Here is an 18,544-nt window from a genome sequence, read left to right on the forward strand (position 1 = left end):
TGTTTATGAGCCTTCAATATCAATGTCCTACATGTAGTTTGCCACTGATGCAACATCAGGCGTCCCAAGGTTTTTATTGTGCCAATAAGCACCACTTTGATAAGAATGAAGCTGGATATTGGGTGTTCACCAAGCCTGCTCGTCAAAAGCCGACGGGGGATAGTCGTCAACAGGTCAGAGCTAAACGTTTCTTACTCGAGTCGGGGATTTTTACGCCTTTAATCGACAAAATGGGTGAGATGATTGCTGCGCATTTACAGGCTGATGATTGTTTGTTGGACTACGAGTGTGCTGAGGGCTTTTATTTACGTGCGTTATCTTCGTTGCTGTCAAGGCTGACAAATGGGATGAACGTCCACTACAGTGGCGTTTCGGATGCAGAAAATACTATTTTTGCTGCAGCTAAAGCGCAAACGCCAGCATCGCTCTATCTCAGTACATCCAAAGCGTTACCCTTTGCAGATAATTGCTTCGATTTTATTACTGTTGTCGATAAGCCGTTGAAGGGAAAAGAATGCGTCCGCGTGCTTAAAGAGCAAGGGCTTATGTTGCAGGTGATCCCAGGTGCTCGGCATTTATGGCAACTCAAGACGCTCATTTATCCAGAACTCATTGAAAAATCAGTCCAAATAAATTTACCTACTGGGTTAATCGTAAAAGAGCAGCAGCGAGTGCAATTTAGTTTATCGATAACAGGTGAACAAGTTTTGGTATTGCTTGATATGACACCTTATGCGTGGCGTGCATCGGATAAAGTCAAACACCTTATTCGGACTCAAGTATTCAATAATCTAGAAATTGACTTTATTTTAGTCTTAGCGCAAAAGTCTTTAATCAGATCTTAACTCGCTAAAATAAATAATCGTATTGGATGTTTTTTAACCTATTCATAAGCTTAGGTATTCTATTACTTGATGCTTCTGTAGAGTGAATAATGCAAGTGCATGATAATAATCGAGCTTTTATGTTGCTTTCATGTTAATCTAGGACTGCATGCCTTGAAGTTTTTATTTATTCAGCCGTCGTTCATTACAGATATAACCTCTTAACTGCTTTTGTCTCGCAAATTGCTTGAGTTTGCGCTGTTGTACTTTCATTAAAATACCCGTTAAGAGATTTAATAAAAATAATGTTTTTAGTGAGAACAGGGGAGAGGATTATGAAAAGTGAAAAATCGATTTTACGATGGATATACCAGTTTAAGAATGATTAATACTGGAAAGTCGTTTTCTTTCGATAAGAGTTTATCTTGATGTCAAGCTGAGAGTTTGGTTTGTGAAGCTAATAAGCATTAGCTAAATTTCGGCTGAGTAACACAACTTGGCTTATTGCGGAATTAGCTTGTGAAAGCTAACAATCAACCATAAAAAAAGGCTTGGATCGATGTGCTATTCGCTTTCATCTCTCTCAAGCCTTTGATCTTAACCTGATGAATTACAGGTTAATTACCTATCATTACTTCTTGTAACGAGAAGCAACGTTGTCTAGACGGTCGTTAGCGCGTTTAGCTTCTGCTTGTGCGTCCATAGCTGCTGCTTTAGCATCTTTAACGTCTGCAGACAGTTTGCTTTGCTCTGATTTCAGAGAGCCAACATCAGCTGACAATTGATCAACTTTGTTGCCCAGAGTTGCAACGCTTTCTTCCAGAGCAGTAGTGTTTGCACAACCACCTAGTAGGGCAGTCATTGCTAAACCAGCAATCATCAGTACTTTTTTGTTCATTGTAAAAAATCCCTTAAAATAGGTTGGATTTGAATGTTTCGTCACTTGGTAATCGAAACTGCCTAATTATGACATAGCTATTTTAATTTGCTACGAATATTAATGCGTTTAACCACTATAGACATATAAATTTTTTTTTAAAAGCGTTTTTTCCCGGTTATATCGTCATTTCTCATCGAAAAATGGTGTCCCATTTACTAGAAAGTGTTTATGTGTTTACAAAAAAATTACAATTTTATGGCATCAGTTTGGCTTGTTGGTGTGGCCAGTTGAGTTTCACTTGCTCGACGTTATCAATCCGCCTCAAATTGAGCGCTTGTTTTATCTGTCCTCCCTGAAATCCTGCTGCGATGATGGCTTTTATATCCACATTATTAGCGGCTAAAAAACACGCATTAAGGTAGTCACTTTGCGGGTAGGCTTGATGCTCGAAGCCTGTGCGTCCTCGCATATCGGCGATACAAGCCAATAGGAGTTGATTTAGTCGTTCTGGTTTACGCCAAAAATCGGCTTTATCGAAGACTTTAACAATTGTCTCGGCTCTTAATTCAAATGCTTGGTGTACGTTTTGGTGCAGATCACTAACCAATAGAGCGAGGTCGCGATACTCGTTAGGGACTCGTAACCGTTCACACAGTTTTTTAATGACGGGTAATCCTTTTTGTCCATGGCCATGGTGTTTAGGCCAGTGTTCTTTGGGGCTTAATGCCTTACCCAGATCGTGCACTAAAGCTGCAAAGCGTACCGCTTTGTCTTGAGTCAGTAATGTTGCCTGTGTTAACACCATCAGAGTGTGCAGACCTGTATCTATCTCAGGGTGCCACTTTTCCGGTTGTGGGATACCAAAAAGTGCATCAATTTCGGGGAATAGGATTTTCAATGCACCGCATTGACGCAGCACTTGGAAAAAAATCTCTGGATTGGGGCCGCCGAGACTTTTATCGACTTCTTGCCAAACGCGCTCAGGCGTAAGCGCCGTTAACTCCTCGGTTTGGCTCATATGCTGCATCAAGGACATGGTTTCTGTAGCAATCTTGAAACCTAAACTATGAAAACGTGCGGCAAAGCGTGCCACTCGTAATACCCTTAAAGGATCTTCTGCAAAGGCTGTTGACACATGCCGCAGCTGCCGTGCCTGTATGTCCGCCACACCATTATAGGGATCATACAAATTGCCTTCTTCATCTTGGGCAATCGCGTTAATGGTGAGGTCGCGTCTTAGCAAATCTTGCTCTAGGGTAACATCGGGACTGGCATAACAGCTAAAACCACCATAACCCAAACCCACTTTACGCTCCGTACGCGCTAACGCATATTCTTGCTGGGTTTTAGGGTGTAAAAAGACCGGGAAGTCTTTACCTACTTGGCGATAGCCCAATTGCTGCATTTGCTCAGGAGTAGCGCCGACAACCATATAATCTTTATCTTTTATTGGAAGGTTTAGCAGGCTGTCTCGTACAGCGCCGCCAACTAAGTAAATTTTCACAGGATTATTTTAGCGAGTGTGCCATAGGCATAGCTTATCATGATGATGCCATTGCAAGGCGAACTAGGGTGTAGATATTTATTAGAATGTCACATCCATGTTGCTGATGCTTTGACAATATCCTTTGGACGTTTTAACGTGGGGCGTTATTTTTAGCTTAGGATGATTGGTGGTATGTACAAGGCCTTTTATGGACTCAGTGATAACCCTTTTTCGATTGCACCCAATCCACATTATTTATTCTTGAGTGACAGACACAGAGAAGCCTTAGCCCATTTAACCTATGGGTTGGGTGAGACGGGTGGCTTTGTGTTACTAACGGGAGAGGTCGGCACAGGGAAGACAACAGTATCTCGTTGTTTACTAGGACAATTACCTGACAATACTGATACAGCATTTATTTTAAATCCTTCGCTGACTGAGTTGGAGTTACTCGCCACTCTGTGTGATGAGTTGAAGATTAGTTATGGTGAAAATCCAACGCTCAAGCAACTGACTGACCATCTGAGCCGTTTTTTACTCGCCAATCATGAGAAGGGTCGTAATACCGTTCTAATTATCGATGAGGCACAGCATTTACGCGCTGAAGTGTTAGAGCAATTAAGGTTGTTGACTAACCTTGAGACCGATACGAAAAAACTGCTGCAAGTTATTTTGATTGGCCAACCTGAACTGCAACTGCTACTCAAACGACAAGAACTACGGCAATTAGCCCAGCGGATCACTGCTCGTTATCATTTATTGCCGTTAAATGAAGATGAAATTGCCCTTTACGTATTGCATCGTTTGCAGGTTGCTGGTCGTTTTGAACCTTTATTTACGCGAAAAGCCATTAAGGTACTGCATAAATACAGTGGTGGTATTCCTCGTCTCATCAACTTATTGTGCGAGCGAGCCCTTATGGCTGGGTATGCTCAATCTAAGGTGCCCATTGATCACCATATGGTGAGACAAGCGGCTGCTGAAGTATTAGGGGAGGATGAACCGCAGCAGCATAAGTATCTGTGGCCAAGTGCTATCGCCGCCGCATTGGTATTAGCTTTTGGAGTATCCTATTGGTTGTTTACGGATAAACTCGCGGTTGCCAATGTGACGACCGAGCCTGTGACCCACGCCAAACAAACAGTTGTAGCTGACAATTCTGTTCAGCAAAGCCAAACGCCAGTAAATAATACTGTACCAGCACTCACTCAAGTGCAAAATACTGTTGTGGCGGCTGACCCAAGTCTGCGGGTATTACAGGAGGCTATCAAACAAAGTCGAAGTATTGATACCGCCTTTGCAGGTCTTTTTAATGTGTGGGGTAAAGTCCCATTTAAAGGCCTCACTGCCTGTCAGTCAGCACGGGAGCAGGGGCTGTCATGTTATCAACAGCAGGGAAATTGGATGTCGATTACGCGGCTAAATTATCCTGCTGTTGTATATTTAGTGGATGATAATCAACAAGATTTTTATGGTGCAGTCATTGCAGTTGATGGTGATCAGCTATTGATGCAATTGGGCGAGCAGCAGCTTTGGGTTGATAGAGCTTGGTTCAATCAACACTTTAGCGGCACCTTTGAAATTCTCTGGCAGGCCCCCAATTTACCTATGCTGGAAATTAGCCAAAAATCGAGCCCTGGGCAATTACAGTGGCTGGAGAATGCGCTTGCCCATGTGGCTAAACGACCTTCACGCCGAGTCAGCCAATTTGATCTTAAGTTGGAGAATGATCTTAAAGCCTTTCAAAGCCAACATGGATTGAAGGCTGACGGTATTGCAGGCAATCAAACGTTAGTGAGACTGAATTTGTACTTAAGTGATCAAGGGCCGCGCCTAACCGATAATGGAGCCCAGAGTTAATGTCCATTTTACTCGACGCGGTAACCCGTAATAAACAACAGCAAGCTTCACCTTTACCCGATGCGGTACTAACGCCGAGGGCAAGTTATCCTGCGCCACGCAAGGCTTCTTTCCCTGCTGCAAAATTGTCGCTGCTTGCCGTTGCGATTACTCTTGGTATCGGTGTGGCATGGGGCGTTGCGCATTGGCAACAGGTCAATTCAATGATGCCCTTGAAGGCTAATGATGATAGTAGAAGTGATCTTCAAACGGGCACAGTGATAACTCAGCATGCTTCAAATACAGGTTCTGATAGCTCTGTCTCAACGAGTCAGGCTAACCGGACCGCATCCTTAAATGACCCAGTAAGTGCAGCCACTACGGTTGCCAGACAGGAAGATACTGTTACTCAGGGAAACGCCGCAGGATTTCGATTAGCTGGGAAAGTCGCTTTGCCCAGGGAGCAGGTATTAAATGATGTGCCTTTAAGCGCCCAAGCTTATCCGAGCGTAGATTCGTCACAGGTTGTCGCTACAAATACCTCCTCAAATGCTGATCCTAGTTATGATGACTATCTTGCGACGTCAGCGGCCTTAGATGAAACAACTCGCGCCCAGCCATCATCTGCCGAAAATGGGGAGCTGGCGCAAGAGTTTGCCGATCCTGAACCAATAATGTTGGGGGCGAATGCTAATCGTCAAGGGTTAGCAACACTTGAGGCGCTGCGTCAACAAGTTAATGCTGCGGCGACGGATGTTGGCTTGGATACGGCACAGAGTCGTCAAGATGATGAATTGGTCGCGACCTTCCAAGATGCACTGAAAGAGGTGGAATATGTCAAAGCGGCTAAAACACCTGTGACAGAGCCTAAGCTTGATCCTATCCCTAAAACGGAAAATGGCGATATTCCTAAATACGGGCAACTACCAGCGGGATTACAACTACAAGTACCGGAATTTAATATTGTTGCCCATGTTTATTCGACGGATGCGAGTCAGCGTTGGTTAAACGTTGACGGTGCAGAGTTACAGGAAGGCGATATGATTGGTGGTAAGTTGAAGATCATTGCCATTCGTCCGCGGGATGTCGTTTTAGACATTCAAGGAACACAGTTTAGGGTTCCGGCGATGTAAGGCATTCTCTTAAGACAAAAGGCGCCCGTAGGCGCCTTTTGTTTATCGTTTTAAATTAAGCAAAGAAGTTATATGCGAGGAATAAAGTTAAGCCATAGCCAACACAGTAGCATAGGAATAGTGCAGGTACATATTTCAAGTAGCTTACAAAAGTGAGCTCTTTTACTTTGCTCATGGCGACGATACCCGCAGCCGAACCAATCACTAACAATGAACCACCTACGCCCACACTGTAGGTTAAGCCTAACCATTCTGGAGTGTTGAGTACAGGTTCTGCTTTTAATAGGGCAGCAGTGAGTGGCACGTTATCGATAAGAGCTGAACCCATGCCTGTGACAAAGTTTGAGATATTTGGATTAAATAGGGCATAGGCCTCGGTCAGCATATCTAAGGTGCCGATTTCTTTAAGCATGCCAACTAGCAATAAAATCCCTAAGAAGAATAACAAAGTGTCATATTCAACTTGGCGGATATATTCAAGGATCTTGATTTCTTCTTTATCGCTGCGCGTTGTATGACCAATCAGGAACATGATGGACAGACCGGTTAAGAAGGTCAGTACTGGAGGGATGCCAAACAAAATGTTGAGTAACATGGTCATTAAAATCGTGCAGAAGAACACGAGGGCAATCAGTAGATCAACCGTTTGATAACTATGTTTAATTGGGGTTGTTGAGACTATACCTTCAGCTTTTAGCGAAAAGAGCGTTGCCAGTAAAACGACACTCACGGCTGATGGGATGAACAGCATTAACAGTTCGGAGATATGCACGTGACCCGCGAGGAAGATCATCAGCGTGGTGACGTCACCAGTGATCAATGCTACACCACCTGAGTTCACTGCGAAAATAATCAACACCGCCATTCTGCGACGCATCTGTTTATCGAGTTTGAAGGTGGTTAATAAGCCCAAAGAAACCAATGTAGCGGTAACGTTATCACAAAAGGCGGACAGAATTAGCGAGAATAATGCGACTTGTATCATCAATAACCGAACAGAAACCTTTTGTGGAAAGAGCTTCTGCACCATGATTTGAATCATACCTTTGGCGTTAAGATAGGCCACAAAGGTCATTGTCGACATTAAAAATAGCCACAAGGTGGCAATTTCAAGCAAGTTTTCATTGAGTTGATGAGCAACTAACTTCTCATGGCTAGGATCTCCAGCAGCCATGAATAGTGCTACCCATGAAATACAGCCAAAGAATAAGGTGGTTTTTGCTTTATTAAGGTGGGTTACTTCTTCAAAAATAATACTGAGCAATGCAAGCAGTGCCAGTATGATCAGAAAGGTATATAGCATAACTGCAATTCCAACTGCTGTTTTAATGTCGTGGCAGGCCAAAGGCGAGCTATTGAGTGGCATTATCAAGGCTTAATTAAGTTTACCGTGTTAACGCGTGCGGATCAGAACATAATGGCGCGAATAACGCAACTGTTAGCTGTAACTCAGTTTTGTGTTGCTTTGTGATGTGCATCTCAGTTGTTTGGGTGTGTTTTTGGTTTTAAATACTGTCTTGTAGTTTGTTATTGGTTTTTTATGTTGTTTATTTCAGGTTGATTATTGAGTGTAAAGTAAGATCTACGATTAAAGTCTAAGCCGTTATTTTATCGATCCTGCAATTAATTTTTCTTTAGAGAGAAAATTCTGATTGAAAATTCAATGGTTCAAATTAGATGCTGGATTTGAGTTTATTACCGACAATTGTACGGAATGTGCTGAGTGAGTCACAGATATGGCCACGTCGAAATATTGACCGAACAGAAAGTGAGCGGTATCTTGTGCCTCTTTTATCGTTAGGACACTGGATGTTGTATTTTGAGGATGATGCAAAATGAACTTTGTACTCCGGAGTCTCTTACTCTTAGGCTCTTTGGTTTGGCTGATCTACAGTGGTAAACAATTACTTGCTTTGGGTATATTCCACAATCCTAGCTTAGTGATTGATCACCTCACGTTAACTCTACAAGCCTTAGTCGCAGCGATTATCTTTAAGTCGGCCTTAGGTTCAAAAAAGTCCGATAGCTATTGATTGGGCTAAGATTTGCACAATATTACTTTCAAAAGCTAAGTAAGAAAAAGGGACGCTAATGCGTCCCTTGATATTTTAAGCGCTCGCTTACATTGCCGCTTTCATGCGAGCTAATACGCGAGCAGCCGCTTCAAGCGTGAGGCGCAATTCTTCTTCGCCATGGGCCATCGACAGGAAGCCAGCTTCATAAGCACTCGGTGCTAAGTAAACGCCTTCATCTAACATGCCATGGTAGAAAGTGCGGAAGTGCTCAATATTGCACTTAGTCACTTGGTCGAAGCGAGTGATCTGCTCTTGCTCAGTAAAGAAGAAGCCGAACATACCGCCAACATAGTTGATCGCCATTGGGATGCCGTGCTTATCAGCCGCCGCTTTAAAGCCTTCGGCGATGCGCTTGGTTTTAGCGCTCAGCGCTTCGTACAGACCTTCTTCACACAGCGCTTCCATTTGTGCTAGACCCGCTGACATCGCAATAGGGTTACCTGAAAGCGTGCCTGCTTGGTATACAGGGCCAGTTGGTGCGATAAACTGCATCACATCTTTACGACCACCAAATGCACCTACAGGCATACCGCCACCGATGACTTTACCGAGTGTGGTTAAGTCTGGTGTAACGCCATAGTGACCTTGAGCGCCACTTCTTGATACTCGGAAACCTGTCATCACTTCGTCGATAATCAGCAGCGCACCAAACTCATCACACAGGCTACGCAGACCTTCGAGGAAGCCTGGGATAGGTGGAATGCAGTTCATGTTGCCAGCAACGGGTTCGATAATGATGCAAGAAATCTCAGTTGGATATTGCTCGAACAGCGAATGAACAGAATCCAGATCGTTATACACAGCAGTTAAGGTGTGCTTTGCGAAATCTTCAGGAATACCAGGAGAGCTGGGTTGGCCTAAGGTTAATGCACCGGAACCTGCTTTAACTAATAGACAGTCAGCGTGACCATGGTAGCAACCTTCAAATTTTAAGATCTTGTCACGATTAGTAAAACCGCGCGCTAAGCGAATGGCACTCATGGTTGCTTCAGTACCTGAGCTCACCATACGGACTTGCTCGATAGAAGGCACCATGGCGATCACTTTCTCAGCCATTTGTACTTCAAGTTCGGTCGGCGCGCCAAAAGACAGACCATTATGTACCGCAGCCAATACGGCTTCACGGATCTTCGGATGGTTGTGGCCGAGGATCATCGGGCCCCAAGAGCCGACATAGTCGATATAAGCTTTACCATCGGCATCGTAAATATAAGCGCCATCAGCTTTTTCAATAAACAGGGGTGAGCCACCTACACCGTTAAATGCACGAACCGGAGAGTTAACACCGCCGGGGATGGTTTTTTTAGCCTGTTCAAATAGCGCTTCGGAACGGGTCATGTTAAGTCCTTAAAGTATGTAGCCGATTAGCGATCGGCTTTACGTGAATACCAATTAACGGGACACTCATATTTTTCGAGTTGTGAGTCAACCCCGAGTGTCAATGCAAACAGTGCCATACGAATTAACAGTCCATTGTCCGCCTGTCTGAAGATAGCGAGATTAGGATGGCTGTTTAAATCATTATCTAACTCATTAGCTTGCGCACGCGAATCCCGTGGCAGCGGGTGCATGATCACAGTGTTAGATTTGCAATGTTGGGTGTAAATACTGCGATTCAAACGGAATTTACCGCGGTATTTGTTTGCTTCTTCCTGAGATGGGAAGCGCTCTTCTTGAATGCGGGTCAGATAAAGAATATCTGCTTTATCTAAGTGGCCTTCAAGCTGGTCTGTTATTTTGATGCTATGGCCAGCATTTTCAATGTCTGAGATCACATAATCAGGCATAGCTAATTCAGCTGGTGAAATCAGTGTGAAGCTGATGTTCTTATACATGCACAGCAAGCGCGACAATGAATGCACGGTGCGGCCAAACTTTAAATCACCGACCATAGCGATATGCATGCCATCGATACCGCGGCCAGCATGACCTAACTCCTTTTGAATGGTAAACAAATCGAGCAAGGCTTGGGTTGGGTGCTCGTTCGAACCATCACCGCCATTGATTACGGGGACGCGGCTGCCTTCGGCAAACTCTTTGACAGAGTATGAGTCAGGGTGGCGCATCGCAATCACATCGGAATAGGTTGAGAGTACGCGGGCGGTATCGTACAGGGATTCACCCTTAGATAAGGACGAAGAGGCCATACCAGTGGTTTCACGCACATGGCCGCCGAGTAAGTTAAAGGCACAGCCAAAACTGACGCGGGTACGGGTACTTGGCTCGAAAAACAGGTTACCTAAAATGGCGCCTTCGAGCACTTTTGTGCGCTTCTCACGAAGAGCATAGGGCATCATGCGGTGGGCGACATTAAAAATAGTTTGGATTGAATCAAGATCTAACTGGTTTACGGAGAGGATGTGGGATCCTTCGAACTGGTTCATCAGCCTGTTTTCCAATTGCTAGGGGGCGTTCAAGTGCAGATATTGCGCTCGTAGCCCTAATGTTATGTAGGGTGGCTGAGGCGCGATTGTAACAGATGCACCAAGGCAGCGAAATAGCACCCTTGCCTCTGTAGTGTATTTTTACCGTGAAACAACAGGATTTTGTGAATCCAATCCACTCTTGGTTGACTGTTTAGTCTGTGACTTGGCTTAGACTTGGCCTGAGCGAATTTCTTGCTGTAGGTTCGACCAACTAATCACCCCTACCACGTTATCTGGTGTGTCTTGATAGATAAAGACTTCACCGCTGCGCTTGGGTGACAGCATTGAATAGACCTCATCTAAGGTTTTGGTATCACTTAGTCCCTGCATGGGATGGCGTGAGAGGGTGATGTTGTCATCAAAGGATTGCATCTCAAGGCTGAGCATTTCTATTACCCCATCGGCATTACGTACTAACACAGGGCGACCTTCGGCGCGTTTTAACACCTCGAGCAGTAGCTCATCGTTGTTGTTAACGATAACGAAGCGCTTATCCATCAGGGCGCGTACGCCTTTTTTCTGTAGCGCCAGATTCACGGGGGCCACTTTATAGCCTAAGCCCATAATTTCTAACTGCTTGAAGAAGATAGAGTTAGTTTTAAAACCTTGATAGGCAATCAAAAATGCGGGAGCTGTGACAAACATCGCGGGCAGAATAATACTGGCATCGTTGGTCATTTCGAGCAGCGCGACTAATGCAGCGAGCGGCGCACTTAGGCAAACGCCCATCATGGCAGTCATGCCTATCACTGTATAGAGGCCAACGTAAGGCGCAATCGAAGGGAATAACATCGCACTGACTAAGGCTAAGATGGCACCGATCAAGGCTCCGATGCCGTAAAGTGGGCCAATCAATCCGCCCGGGATCCCAAGCCCTATCGCCGCTATGGTGGCGATAATTTTGGCTGCAAGCAGGGCGATTAACAGCAATAAACTGGGATGCTCGCTAATGGCTTCACTGATCGCTAAATTTCCAGTGCCCAGCGCCTGCGGCAAGATTAAGCCAATCAGGGTGGTGATACCGCCCGCCAGCAAGAGCCGATAAATCAGTGGCCAGTTTTGCCCCGTGGCAGTGACTTTAAGGAGCGTGTAATTGAAGAAGGCGGCGGCGCAGCCTAGTGCAATACCGCCAAGGGCTAAAATCGGATAGTGATCCAATGGAATATGGATCACCTGAATGCGGTCAAACTCATGCACATTGCCAAACACCAGCTGGCTGGAAACCGCGCCGCAAATGGCGGATAGCATAATCGGGAAGAAGTAATGCACTTTGTACTCGCGCACGATCACTTCGAGTACAAAAATCACTGCCGCTAGTGGGGCGTTAAAGGTGGCGGCAATCCCAGCTGCAATGCCGCTGGCGCACATAATCCGCACACTATTATCGGGAAGATTAAATTTTTCGGCTAAAACACTGGCACTTACGGCGCCAAGGTGAATGGCGGGGCCTTCACGGCCCACCGAAAAATTAGTCCCTAAGGCAAACAAGGCCTGAAAAAATTGCCCTGCGGCAGATTGCAGCGGGATTTTGCCATAGTGCAATTTAACCCTATGTAATACATAGGCAATCCCCATGCGCTTGTAACGTTTGGAGCCGAGTTTGGCGACAATCCAGATCAACAAGGCGCCAAAAAGTGGCAACAATGCTCGCCAGTCGGTGATGTTACCCGTAAAATCCTGCGTCTCGATTTGGGTGTAATGGTTTGCCCACTGGAGCAAGAGTCGAAACAACAGGATCACGCAGGAGGCGAAGATGGCGAATAACAAGGTCAGTAAGCACAGCTGCGCACTGATCTTGGCTTGAGATAAATGATCACGTAGCTCGTTAGTTAAGTACTTTTTAGCTGTGCTGATAGCGTCTTGAATCGCGGCTTTATTTATCGTTAATTGCACTGCATTGGCCTGAGTTGTATTGTATCGAACTCGTTCTTGAGTTGATTGTATTTTATATAAGGGGCTGTTACCTAATGCCAAATTATCATCGTTGGCTAGACCGGCTGCAAGTCATGGATTTAAAGTATCGTCCATCGACCAAGTATTTATTGTTATTAGTTTTTGTAGCATTTTTATTGGGCGCTTGGGTGAGCTTTATTGTATTAAACAGTGATGAAACTGTCGTGAAGCACATTGGTGGGGGTAAATTACAACGTGTTACCGCTGAACTTGAGTTGCAAACCCAGGAACTCGCTACCCGCAATTTAGAGCTATCTGTCGAACGCGAAGCCAATGCGCAAATGCAAGATATGTTTGCACAGCAGATGAAAAAACAAAAAGAGCTAGAGCACGAATTAGCCTTTTATCGCAGCATTATGTCACCAGATGACAACGCTGAAGGTGTGGCTATCCATGGCCTAGAAATGACGCCTGGGGCCTTGGTTGATGAATATAATTTCAAACTGATTTTGACTCAGCTGCAAAAACGTAAGCAGGCGATTCAAGGCCGCACCGAAATCACGCTTATTGGTGTGCAAGATGGTAAATCTGTTGAGTTAAGTGTGAACAAACTCACGGGTTCTAAGCTTGAATTTGATTTTCGCTATTTTCAGGTCATAGATACCAAAGTTACTGTGCCAGCTGGCTTTAATGTGGTGCAAGTCAAAGTGAAAGTGGTGGTGCCTTCGAGCCGCTGGACTAAAAATTCGCAGACAGAACATGTCTATAGTGTCCCTGAATTATTACAGGGTGAAAAAGAACCGCGGGTAATACTTGAACAAAATAGTCAGGTAACGGATAATTTGCCCCAGAAAACTGATGTAAGAGGTAGTAATGACTGATCAAGCTGACGCAACAATGCCAATTAAATTTACCGATGCGGCAGCCGCTAAGGTAAAAGGCTTGTTGGAAGAAGAGCAAAATCCTGCACTTAAGCTACGCGTGTATGTTACTGGCGGTGGTTGTTCTGGATTTCAGTACGGCTTTACCTTTGATGAAAAGGTCAATGAAGGCGACTTCACTGTTGAGAAACAAGGCGTCCAATTGGTCGTCGATCCCATGAGCTTACAATACCTCGTTGGCGGTGAAGTGGATTACACTTCAGGTCTCGAAGGTTCGCGTTTCTTTGTGAAGAACCCTAATGCCACAACCACCTGTGGCTGTGGTGCAAGTTTCTCTGTATAAGTTTGTGTTACAAATGTAGTTAGTTGATATAGAAAATAAAAAAGCCGTCGAGAAGACGGCTTTTTTATTGGTAATGATCTATTGAGCTGCGTTGGTATAGGCCGTTAGTTCATAATATTGAGGTTTAACTTGGGCTTAAACCAAGCTTTAACGTCCTTATCGAATGCGATCCAAACCTGCAATAAAGATAAGACAATCAACACAGTAAAAATCACATAGTCAGGTAGTTTTCCCTGCCACTGGCCAAGGTGCACTGTGGTTGGTCCTGCGACGAGGTTGTCAGGATCGTATAACAGTACTGGTAGCATACTCACTAATGCTAACTGCACTAAGGTATAACCTCTTAGCATAATTAGCCCAGCCTTTTGGCGACCTATAATCCCGAGCACCATCAATAGGGTTAACAGGCAGAAAAGTACCCCTTGTTTGGCGATTAAACCGCTTACCGATGCTGCGACGTAAAGTAGCAGCAAAGCAATTAAGCGTTTAGGTAAACGAGCTTTTGCCAAGGGTGGCGTAGCCTGCGTTGCCAAAGAGGATTCTTGCTCGCTCAGCGACATTGTGGTTTGCCCTTGTGGATTAGTGGCTTTGTTTAGTGACTAAACGTTGATCTAATTCATAGGGTGGGATCACCACACCTAAGTCGTCCTGTACAGGGAATACGGCAACGAACAGATCGTCATCTTCCATGCCGGGTACCCATCGTTCATGCCATTCATCATAGGGAATCGCTAAGGTTTGGCAGTCGCTCCAATCATCGACTGCCCAAGACTCAGCCGCTTCTTCGGTTGGCCACATTGGGATACAGTCTTCATCTTCAGTGGTTAGCATTACGCAACCATCTTGATCTTGAAGCGTCCATAACACTTTATGTTGCTTGATTTGTTCAACAAGGTAGTCGTAACGCGCTTCTGGAGTCATGCCAGCGGCTTCTGCAAAGGTTTTAACAGTCTTGCTCATGAAAATATCTCTTATGCGTGAATAGGGCGAAGCCTGTCGTGCCACAAAAGTAAAAACGTGGGCACAGCAAAACTCACCAGTTGCCAAGATGGTAACATTAGAGCGGAGTTTGAAAAAGCACAACAGCGCAGCCAAAGCGCTGTTGGCATAGAGGGATTACTTGGCAGCGTTGAAATAACGGTAGATAACGCCCGCTAAAATGGCACCAATGATCGGAGCTGCCCAAAATAGCCATAATTGTGATACGGCCCAATCACCAACAAATAGCGCTGGGCCTGTGCTGCGGGCAGGATTTACTGAGGTGTTAGATACAGGAATACTGATGAGGTGGATTAGGGTTAAGCATAAACCAATAGCGATCGGGGCAAAGCCTTTAGGCGCTCGTTCATCGGTTGAGCCTAAAATGACGAGTAGAAAAAATAAGGTCATTACAATTTCGCTGATCATTACCGACATCATGCTATAGCCGCCTGGAGAATGTTCACCAAAGCCATTAGAAGCAAAACCTGCCGCGAGACTAAAACCTTCTTGCCCTGAGGCGATTAAATACAATACGCCTGCACCGACAATACCGCCCGCTACTTGGGCAATGATATAAGGCAACAGTTCCGATGCTGGAAAACGTCCGCCAGCCCAGAGTCCAAATGATACCGCCGGGTTGAGGTGGCAACCTGAGATATGACCAATCGCGAAGGCCATAGTGAGAACGGTTAAGCCAAAGGCGAGTGACACTCCGAGTAAGCCTATCCCCACCTCAGGAAAAGCTGCTGCCAGTACTGCGCTGCCACAGCCACCAAGTACCAGCCAGAGTGTACCCAAAAATTCTGCCGCCATTTTTTGTGACATATTCATTGATTGATTTCCTATTCAGTCGATTTATGTCGGTATGGCTTTTTGACGCCATTGCATAAACCATTGTTTATCTTGCTGGTTAAGTGTAGCTAGATAAATAACCATTCCCTTAATTGAAGTGTTATGTCTGCAGATTGTTCGGATCTCTGTAGATCATCACAACCTGGCTTTGCATGTTTACGGCTTAGTTAACAACCACTTTAGCAAGTTTGTATGACACAGCTGTGATCAAGCATAGATGGGTTTTAAGTATTTAGATTAATATCAAAGACAAAGATAACTTTAATGTGAGGGGATATTGGTTGTTGGCAGTGTTTTTGAATTGGCTTTATTAAAAGTGATTTAGTCGATAGAAGATAATCATCAGGACACAAATACTCGAGAGCATTTGTGTCCATTAATGTTACTTAGCGCTAAAACGTCCACCCAAAACGGCTTCGCGGGAGGCGCCTGTCACCGCGGGCAGATTGGCGGGCAAACCTAAATGATGGCGCATAGCGAGCCATGCAAAGGCAATGCCTTCAGCCCATTTAGGGTCGACCCCGAGTGCTGAGGTGGTATCGATGTGATAATCCGGTAGTAGCGCCGCTAAACGCTGCATCAACTCGGTATTAAAGGCGCCGCCACCGCAGACAAATAATTCCCCAGCTTGGGCGAGTCCAAGAATGTCGCGGGCGATGCTGTGGCAGGTTAAATCGAGTAACGTTGATTGGGTGTCTTCTTCATCTAATTGATTAAATGGAGATAATTGTTGTTCTAACCAAGCCTGATTAAATAACTCGCGCCCCGTGCTCTTGGGATAGGCGAGGGAAAAATAGGGGTGTGACAGCAATTGCGCCAATAGCTGTTGATCGGTTTTGCCCGAAGCGGCCCATTCACCGCCTTTGTCATAGGGCTCATTTTTCACTTGCTGGATCCAAGCATCAATCAGCGTATTGCCAGGCCCAGTATCGAATCCTAAGACCTCTTCACGATTCCCAGTCAGATAGGTGATATTGGCAATGCCGCCGATATTGAGGATCACGCGCTTTTTACCCACTTGGGCAAAGGTTTGCTGGTGGAAGGCGGGCACTAGCGGCGCGCCTTGGCCACCTAAGGCAATGTCTTTACGACGAAAATCGGCAATCACATCGATGCCTGTTTCAGTTGCTATGGTATTGGGGTCGCCAATTTGCAGGGTAAAACCCACCTCAAGGTTTGGCATGTGGCGCACGGTCTGGCCATGGCTACCAATGGCAATGATCTCTTCTTTGGCTATCTGGGCTTTGGCGAGCAAGTTGTTGACTGCAAGAGCAAATAATTTACCGACACTACGATCGAGACGGCCAAGGCGGTTGATTTCATCATTGCCGGGCAGGCACAAGCGTTGCAATCCCTTAAGCAAATGGCTGGGGATCGCCTCGGTATGCGTTGCAATCAGCTGTGGCTGCTCGCCCGCAAAGTCGACTAACACCGCATCGACGCCGTCCATGCTGGTGCCAGACATCAGTCCAATATAATAAGCCTTGTTCATGTGAGGGGATCCGTCCGTCGTTATTGCATCGCCAATTGGGTTTGCTTGTTCTGTGAAATGCTGGCCATCAACTGTTTGCTGAGCGCATCGAATTGTGGCTTTTCTTTACGGGCAATCGATTCGGCCTTAGGTAAATCAACCGTTCTTGGATTACGGTGTACGCCATTAACGATAAATTCATAGTGTAGGTGAGCGCCAGTGACGCGTCCTGTCTTACCTAAGGTGCCGATAATTTGCCCCTGCTTAACGCTGGCCCCTTTACTGACGTTGCGTTTGGTCAAATGCAAATACTTAGTCGTGTAGGTATCGTTGTGCTTAATGAACACATAGTTACCATTAAATTGATTGTAGCCGGATTCGATAACTCGGCCATTACCCGCCGCCTTAATGGGGGTGCCAATGGCGGCAACATAGTCAACGCCGCGGTGAGCCTTAACTTGCCCCGTCACAGGGTGTAGACGTTTGGGGTTGAAGTTAGAGCTGACATATTTAAAGTCGACCGGTGAGCGCAGGAAGGCCTTGCGCATGCTAGTGCCGTTTTCGGAGTAGTAGTTGCCGTCGGTATAACGAACCGCGGTGTAGCGTTCATCCTGGTTGATAAACTCGGCGGCGAGGATATTGCCATTACGTAAATACTCGCCTTCGGCATATTCCTGCTCATAGATAATCGCGAAGCTGTCGCCCTCACGTAAATCCAAGGCAAAGTCGATATCCCAGCCAAACACGGTCGAGAGCTGCATAATTTGGTTCGCGTTTAAACCCGCATCCACAGCGGCATTCCAGAAGTTACTCTTGATTTTCGCACTGGTGAATTGGGTGCGGATTTCAATGTCCTTTTCGGAGATTTTCTCGGAATACTTTTCCTGATCCTTAGTGATGACTAAGGTCGAGACCGCATCGACACGGTAGCGGACTTCGGTTAAATCACCATTGACGTCCTTAGAGATCACAATTTCTTCGCCAGGAATGATCTTTAATAGATTCTGCTTGGCGAGCGGTAACTTAGTGATTTCATATACATCTTTGCTGGTGAGTCCCGCACGCTCAAATACTGCGGCTAAGGTATCGCCATTCTTAACATTAAAATGCTCAACATCCCTATGGTGGGCGCTCTCTAGGGTTTCGGGGGCTGAATGATTACCCGCAGCTAACGCGTCTACTGAAGACAAGGCTGTGGCTTGATTTGCCTCATCCTGTGTTTGTCCTTCAATGCCTTCTGGACGCTCTGGTGAGCGAAAGGCTAAGGGCACATCGTAACGGGTGTTGACTTGATGATCTGCAATACCTTGAGTTTGTCTTGAAGCTTGGGCTTCTTCAGATGGAAAGAGCAAGGTTATCATTGTGATAACAGAAAGAATGCTGAGGAGAATTTGATGCTTTTTAGGCAACAATTTAAATAACGTTATAACCTTTCCCATTGACGCCGATACCGATAACCT

Annotated in this window: 17 protein-coding genes; 6 read left to right on the forward strand and 11 right to left on the reverse strand. The window is 45.5% G+C overall.

Annotated elements, in window-relative coordinates:
- Positions 1 to 5: 5 nt before the first annotated feature.
- Positions 6 to 845 carry a putative RNA methyltransferase gene (locus HG547_RS02620; protein WP_037415466.1) on the forward strand — a complete coding sequence of 280 codons (840 nt, stop codon included), beginning with the start codon at positions 6 to 8 and terminating at the stop codon, positions 843 to 845.
- A 610-nt stretch (positions 846 to 1,455) separates the two neighbouring features.
- Here the strand turns inward: HG547_RS02620 and HG547_RS02625 are convergent.
- Together HG547_RS02625 and HG547_RS02630 are read right to left on the reverse strand one after the other, a co-directional pair.
- The gene (locus HG547_RS02625) at positions 1,456 to 1,722 is read right to left on the reverse strand and encodes an Lpp/OprI family alanine-zipper lipoprotein (RefSeq protein ID WP_007650000.1); all 267 of its coding nucleotides are present in this window, start codon (positions 1,720 to 1,722) and stop codon (positions 1,456 to 1,458) included.
- Between the two features lie 235 nt (positions 1,723 to 1,957).
- The gene (locus tag HG547_RS02630) at positions 1,958 to 3,208 is read right to left on the reverse strand and encodes a multifunctional CCA addition/repair protein (RefSeq protein WP_169546933.1); all 1,251 of its coding nucleotides are present in this window, start codon (positions 3,206 to 3,208) and stop codon (positions 1,958 to 1,960) included.
- A gap of 174 nt (positions 3,209 to 3,382) precedes the next feature.
- On the opposite strand from HG547_RS02630, the gene HG547_RS02635 reads away from it, so the two are divergent.
- The gene (locus HG547_RS02635; RefSeq protein ID WP_169546935.1) at positions 3,383 to 5,050 is read left to right on the forward strand and encodes an AAA family ATPase; all 1,668 of its coding nucleotides are present in this window, start codon (positions 3,383 to 3,385) and stop codon (positions 5,048 to 5,050) included.
- Positions 5,050 to 6,162, forward strand: coding sequence for a general secretion pathway protein GspB (locus HG547_RS02640; RefSeq protein ID WP_169546937.1), 1,113 nt, complete (start codon positions 5,050 to 5,052; stop codon positions 6,160 to 6,162). The genes HG547_RS02635 and HG547_RS02640 overlap by 1 nt, the downstream gene beginning before the upstream one ends.
- 55 nt (positions 6,163 to 6,217) lie before the next feature.
- On the opposite strand, the gene nhaD is transcribed toward HG547_RS02640, so the two are convergent.
- The gene (nhaD, locus tag HG547_RS02645; protein ID WP_037427613.1) at positions 6,218 to 7,465 is read right to left on the reverse strand and encodes a sodium:proton antiporter NhaD; all 1,248 of its coding nucleotides are present in this window, start codon (positions 7,463 to 7,465) and stop codon (positions 6,218 to 6,220) included.
- A 532-nt stretch (positions 7,466 to 7,997) separates the two neighbouring features.
- Between nhaD and HG547_RS02650 the strand changes: the two genes are divergently transcribed.
- Positions 7,998 to 8,195 (forward strand): hypothetical protein, encoded by a 198-nt coding sequence (locus HG547_RS02650; protein ID WP_037427612.1) that lies wholly within the window; start codon positions 7,998 to 8,000, stop codon positions 8,193 to 8,195.
- A gap of 87 nt (positions 8,196 to 8,282) precedes the next feature.
- Here HG547_RS02650 and hemL read toward each other — a convergent pair whose 3' ends face one another.
- The 3 genes from hemL to HG547_RS02665 all read right to left on the reverse strand — a co-directional run bounded on the left by hemL (position 8,283) and on the right by HG547_RS02665 (position 12,556).
- Positions 8,283 to 9,575, reverse strand: coding sequence for a glutamate-1-semialdehyde 2,1-aminomutase (gene hemL / locus HG547_RS02655; protein ID WP_169546939.1), 1,293 nt, complete (start codon positions 9,573 to 9,575; stop codon positions 8,283 to 8,285).
- 26 nt (positions 9,576 to 9,601) lie between these two features.
- Positions 9,602 to 10,621 (reverse strand): aspartate carbamoyltransferase, encoded by a 1,020-nt coding sequence (locus HG547_RS02660; protein ID WP_037427609.1) that lies wholly within the window; start codon positions 10,619 to 10,621, stop codon positions 9,602 to 9,604.
- 210 nt (positions 10,622 to 10,831) lie between these two features.
- The gene (locus HG547_RS02665; protein ID WP_169546941.1) at positions 10,832 to 12,556 is read right to left on the reverse strand and encodes a chloride channel protein; all 1,725 of its coding nucleotides are present in this window, start codon (positions 12,554 to 12,556) and stop codon (positions 10,832 to 10,834) included.
- 74 nt (positions 12,557 to 12,630) lie between these two features.
- Between HG547_RS02665 and HG547_RS02670 the strand changes: the two genes are divergently transcribed.
- A complete protein-coding gene (locus tag HG547_RS02670) occupies positions 12,631 to 13,437 on the forward strand; it encodes a DUF6776 family protein (protein ID WP_169546944.1) in 807 nt (268 codons plus the stop codon).
- Entirely contained in the window at positions 13,430 to 13,780 is a 351-nt protein-coding gene (gene erpA / locus HG547_RS02675; protein ID WP_011071517.1) for an iron-sulfur cluster insertion protein ErpA, read from the forward strand. The genes HG547_RS02670 and erpA overlap by 8 nt, the downstream gene beginning before the upstream one ends.
- 104 nt (positions 13,781 to 13,884) lie before the next feature.
- Here erpA and HG547_RS02680 read toward each other — a convergent pair whose 3' ends face one another.
- From HG547_RS02680 to HG547_RS02700, 5 genes are all read right to left on the reverse strand, one after another.
- Positions 13,885 to 14,340 carry a hypothetical protein gene (locus HG547_RS02680; protein ID WP_037415501.1) on the reverse strand — a complete coding sequence of 152 codons (456 nt, stop codon included), beginning with the start codon at positions 14,338 to 14,340 and terminating at the stop codon, positions 13,885 to 13,887.
- Positions 14,341 to 14,359: 19 nt separating this feature from the next.
- On the reverse strand, positions 14,360 to 14,740 hold the full coding sequence (locus HG547_RS02685) for a DUF2750 domain-containing protein (protein ID WP_037415505.1): 381 nt from the start codon (positions 14,738 to 14,740) through the stop codon (positions 14,360 to 14,362).
- Between the two features lie 156 nt (positions 14,741 to 14,896).
- The gene (gene aqpZ / locus HG547_RS02690) at positions 14,897 to 15,592 is read right to left on the reverse strand and encodes an aquaporin Z (RefSeq protein ID WP_144375333.1); all 696 of its coding nucleotides are present in this window, start codon (positions 15,590 to 15,592) and stop codon (positions 14,897 to 14,899) included.
- A gap of 403 nt (positions 15,593 to 15,995) precedes the next feature.
- On the reverse strand, positions 15,996 to 17,105 hold the full coding sequence (locus HG547_RS02695; protein WP_169546946.1) for an anhydro-N-acetylmuramic acid kinase: 1,110 nt from the start codon (positions 17,103 to 17,105) through the stop codon (positions 15,996 to 15,998).
- Between the two features lie 20 nt (positions 17,106 to 17,125).
- Positions 17,126 to 18,523, reverse strand: coding sequence for a peptidoglycan DD-metalloendopeptidase family protein (locus tag HG547_RS02700; protein WP_169546947.1), 1,398 nt, complete (start codon positions 18,521 to 18,523; stop codon positions 17,126 to 17,128).
- Positions 18,524 to 18,544: the final 21 nt, after the last annotated feature.

It is taken from the genome of Shewanella sp. DNRA4, from assembly GCF_012843185.1.
GTDB lineage: Bacteria > Pseudomonadota > Gammaproteobacteria > Enterobacterales > Shewanellaceae > Shewanella > Shewanella xiamenensis.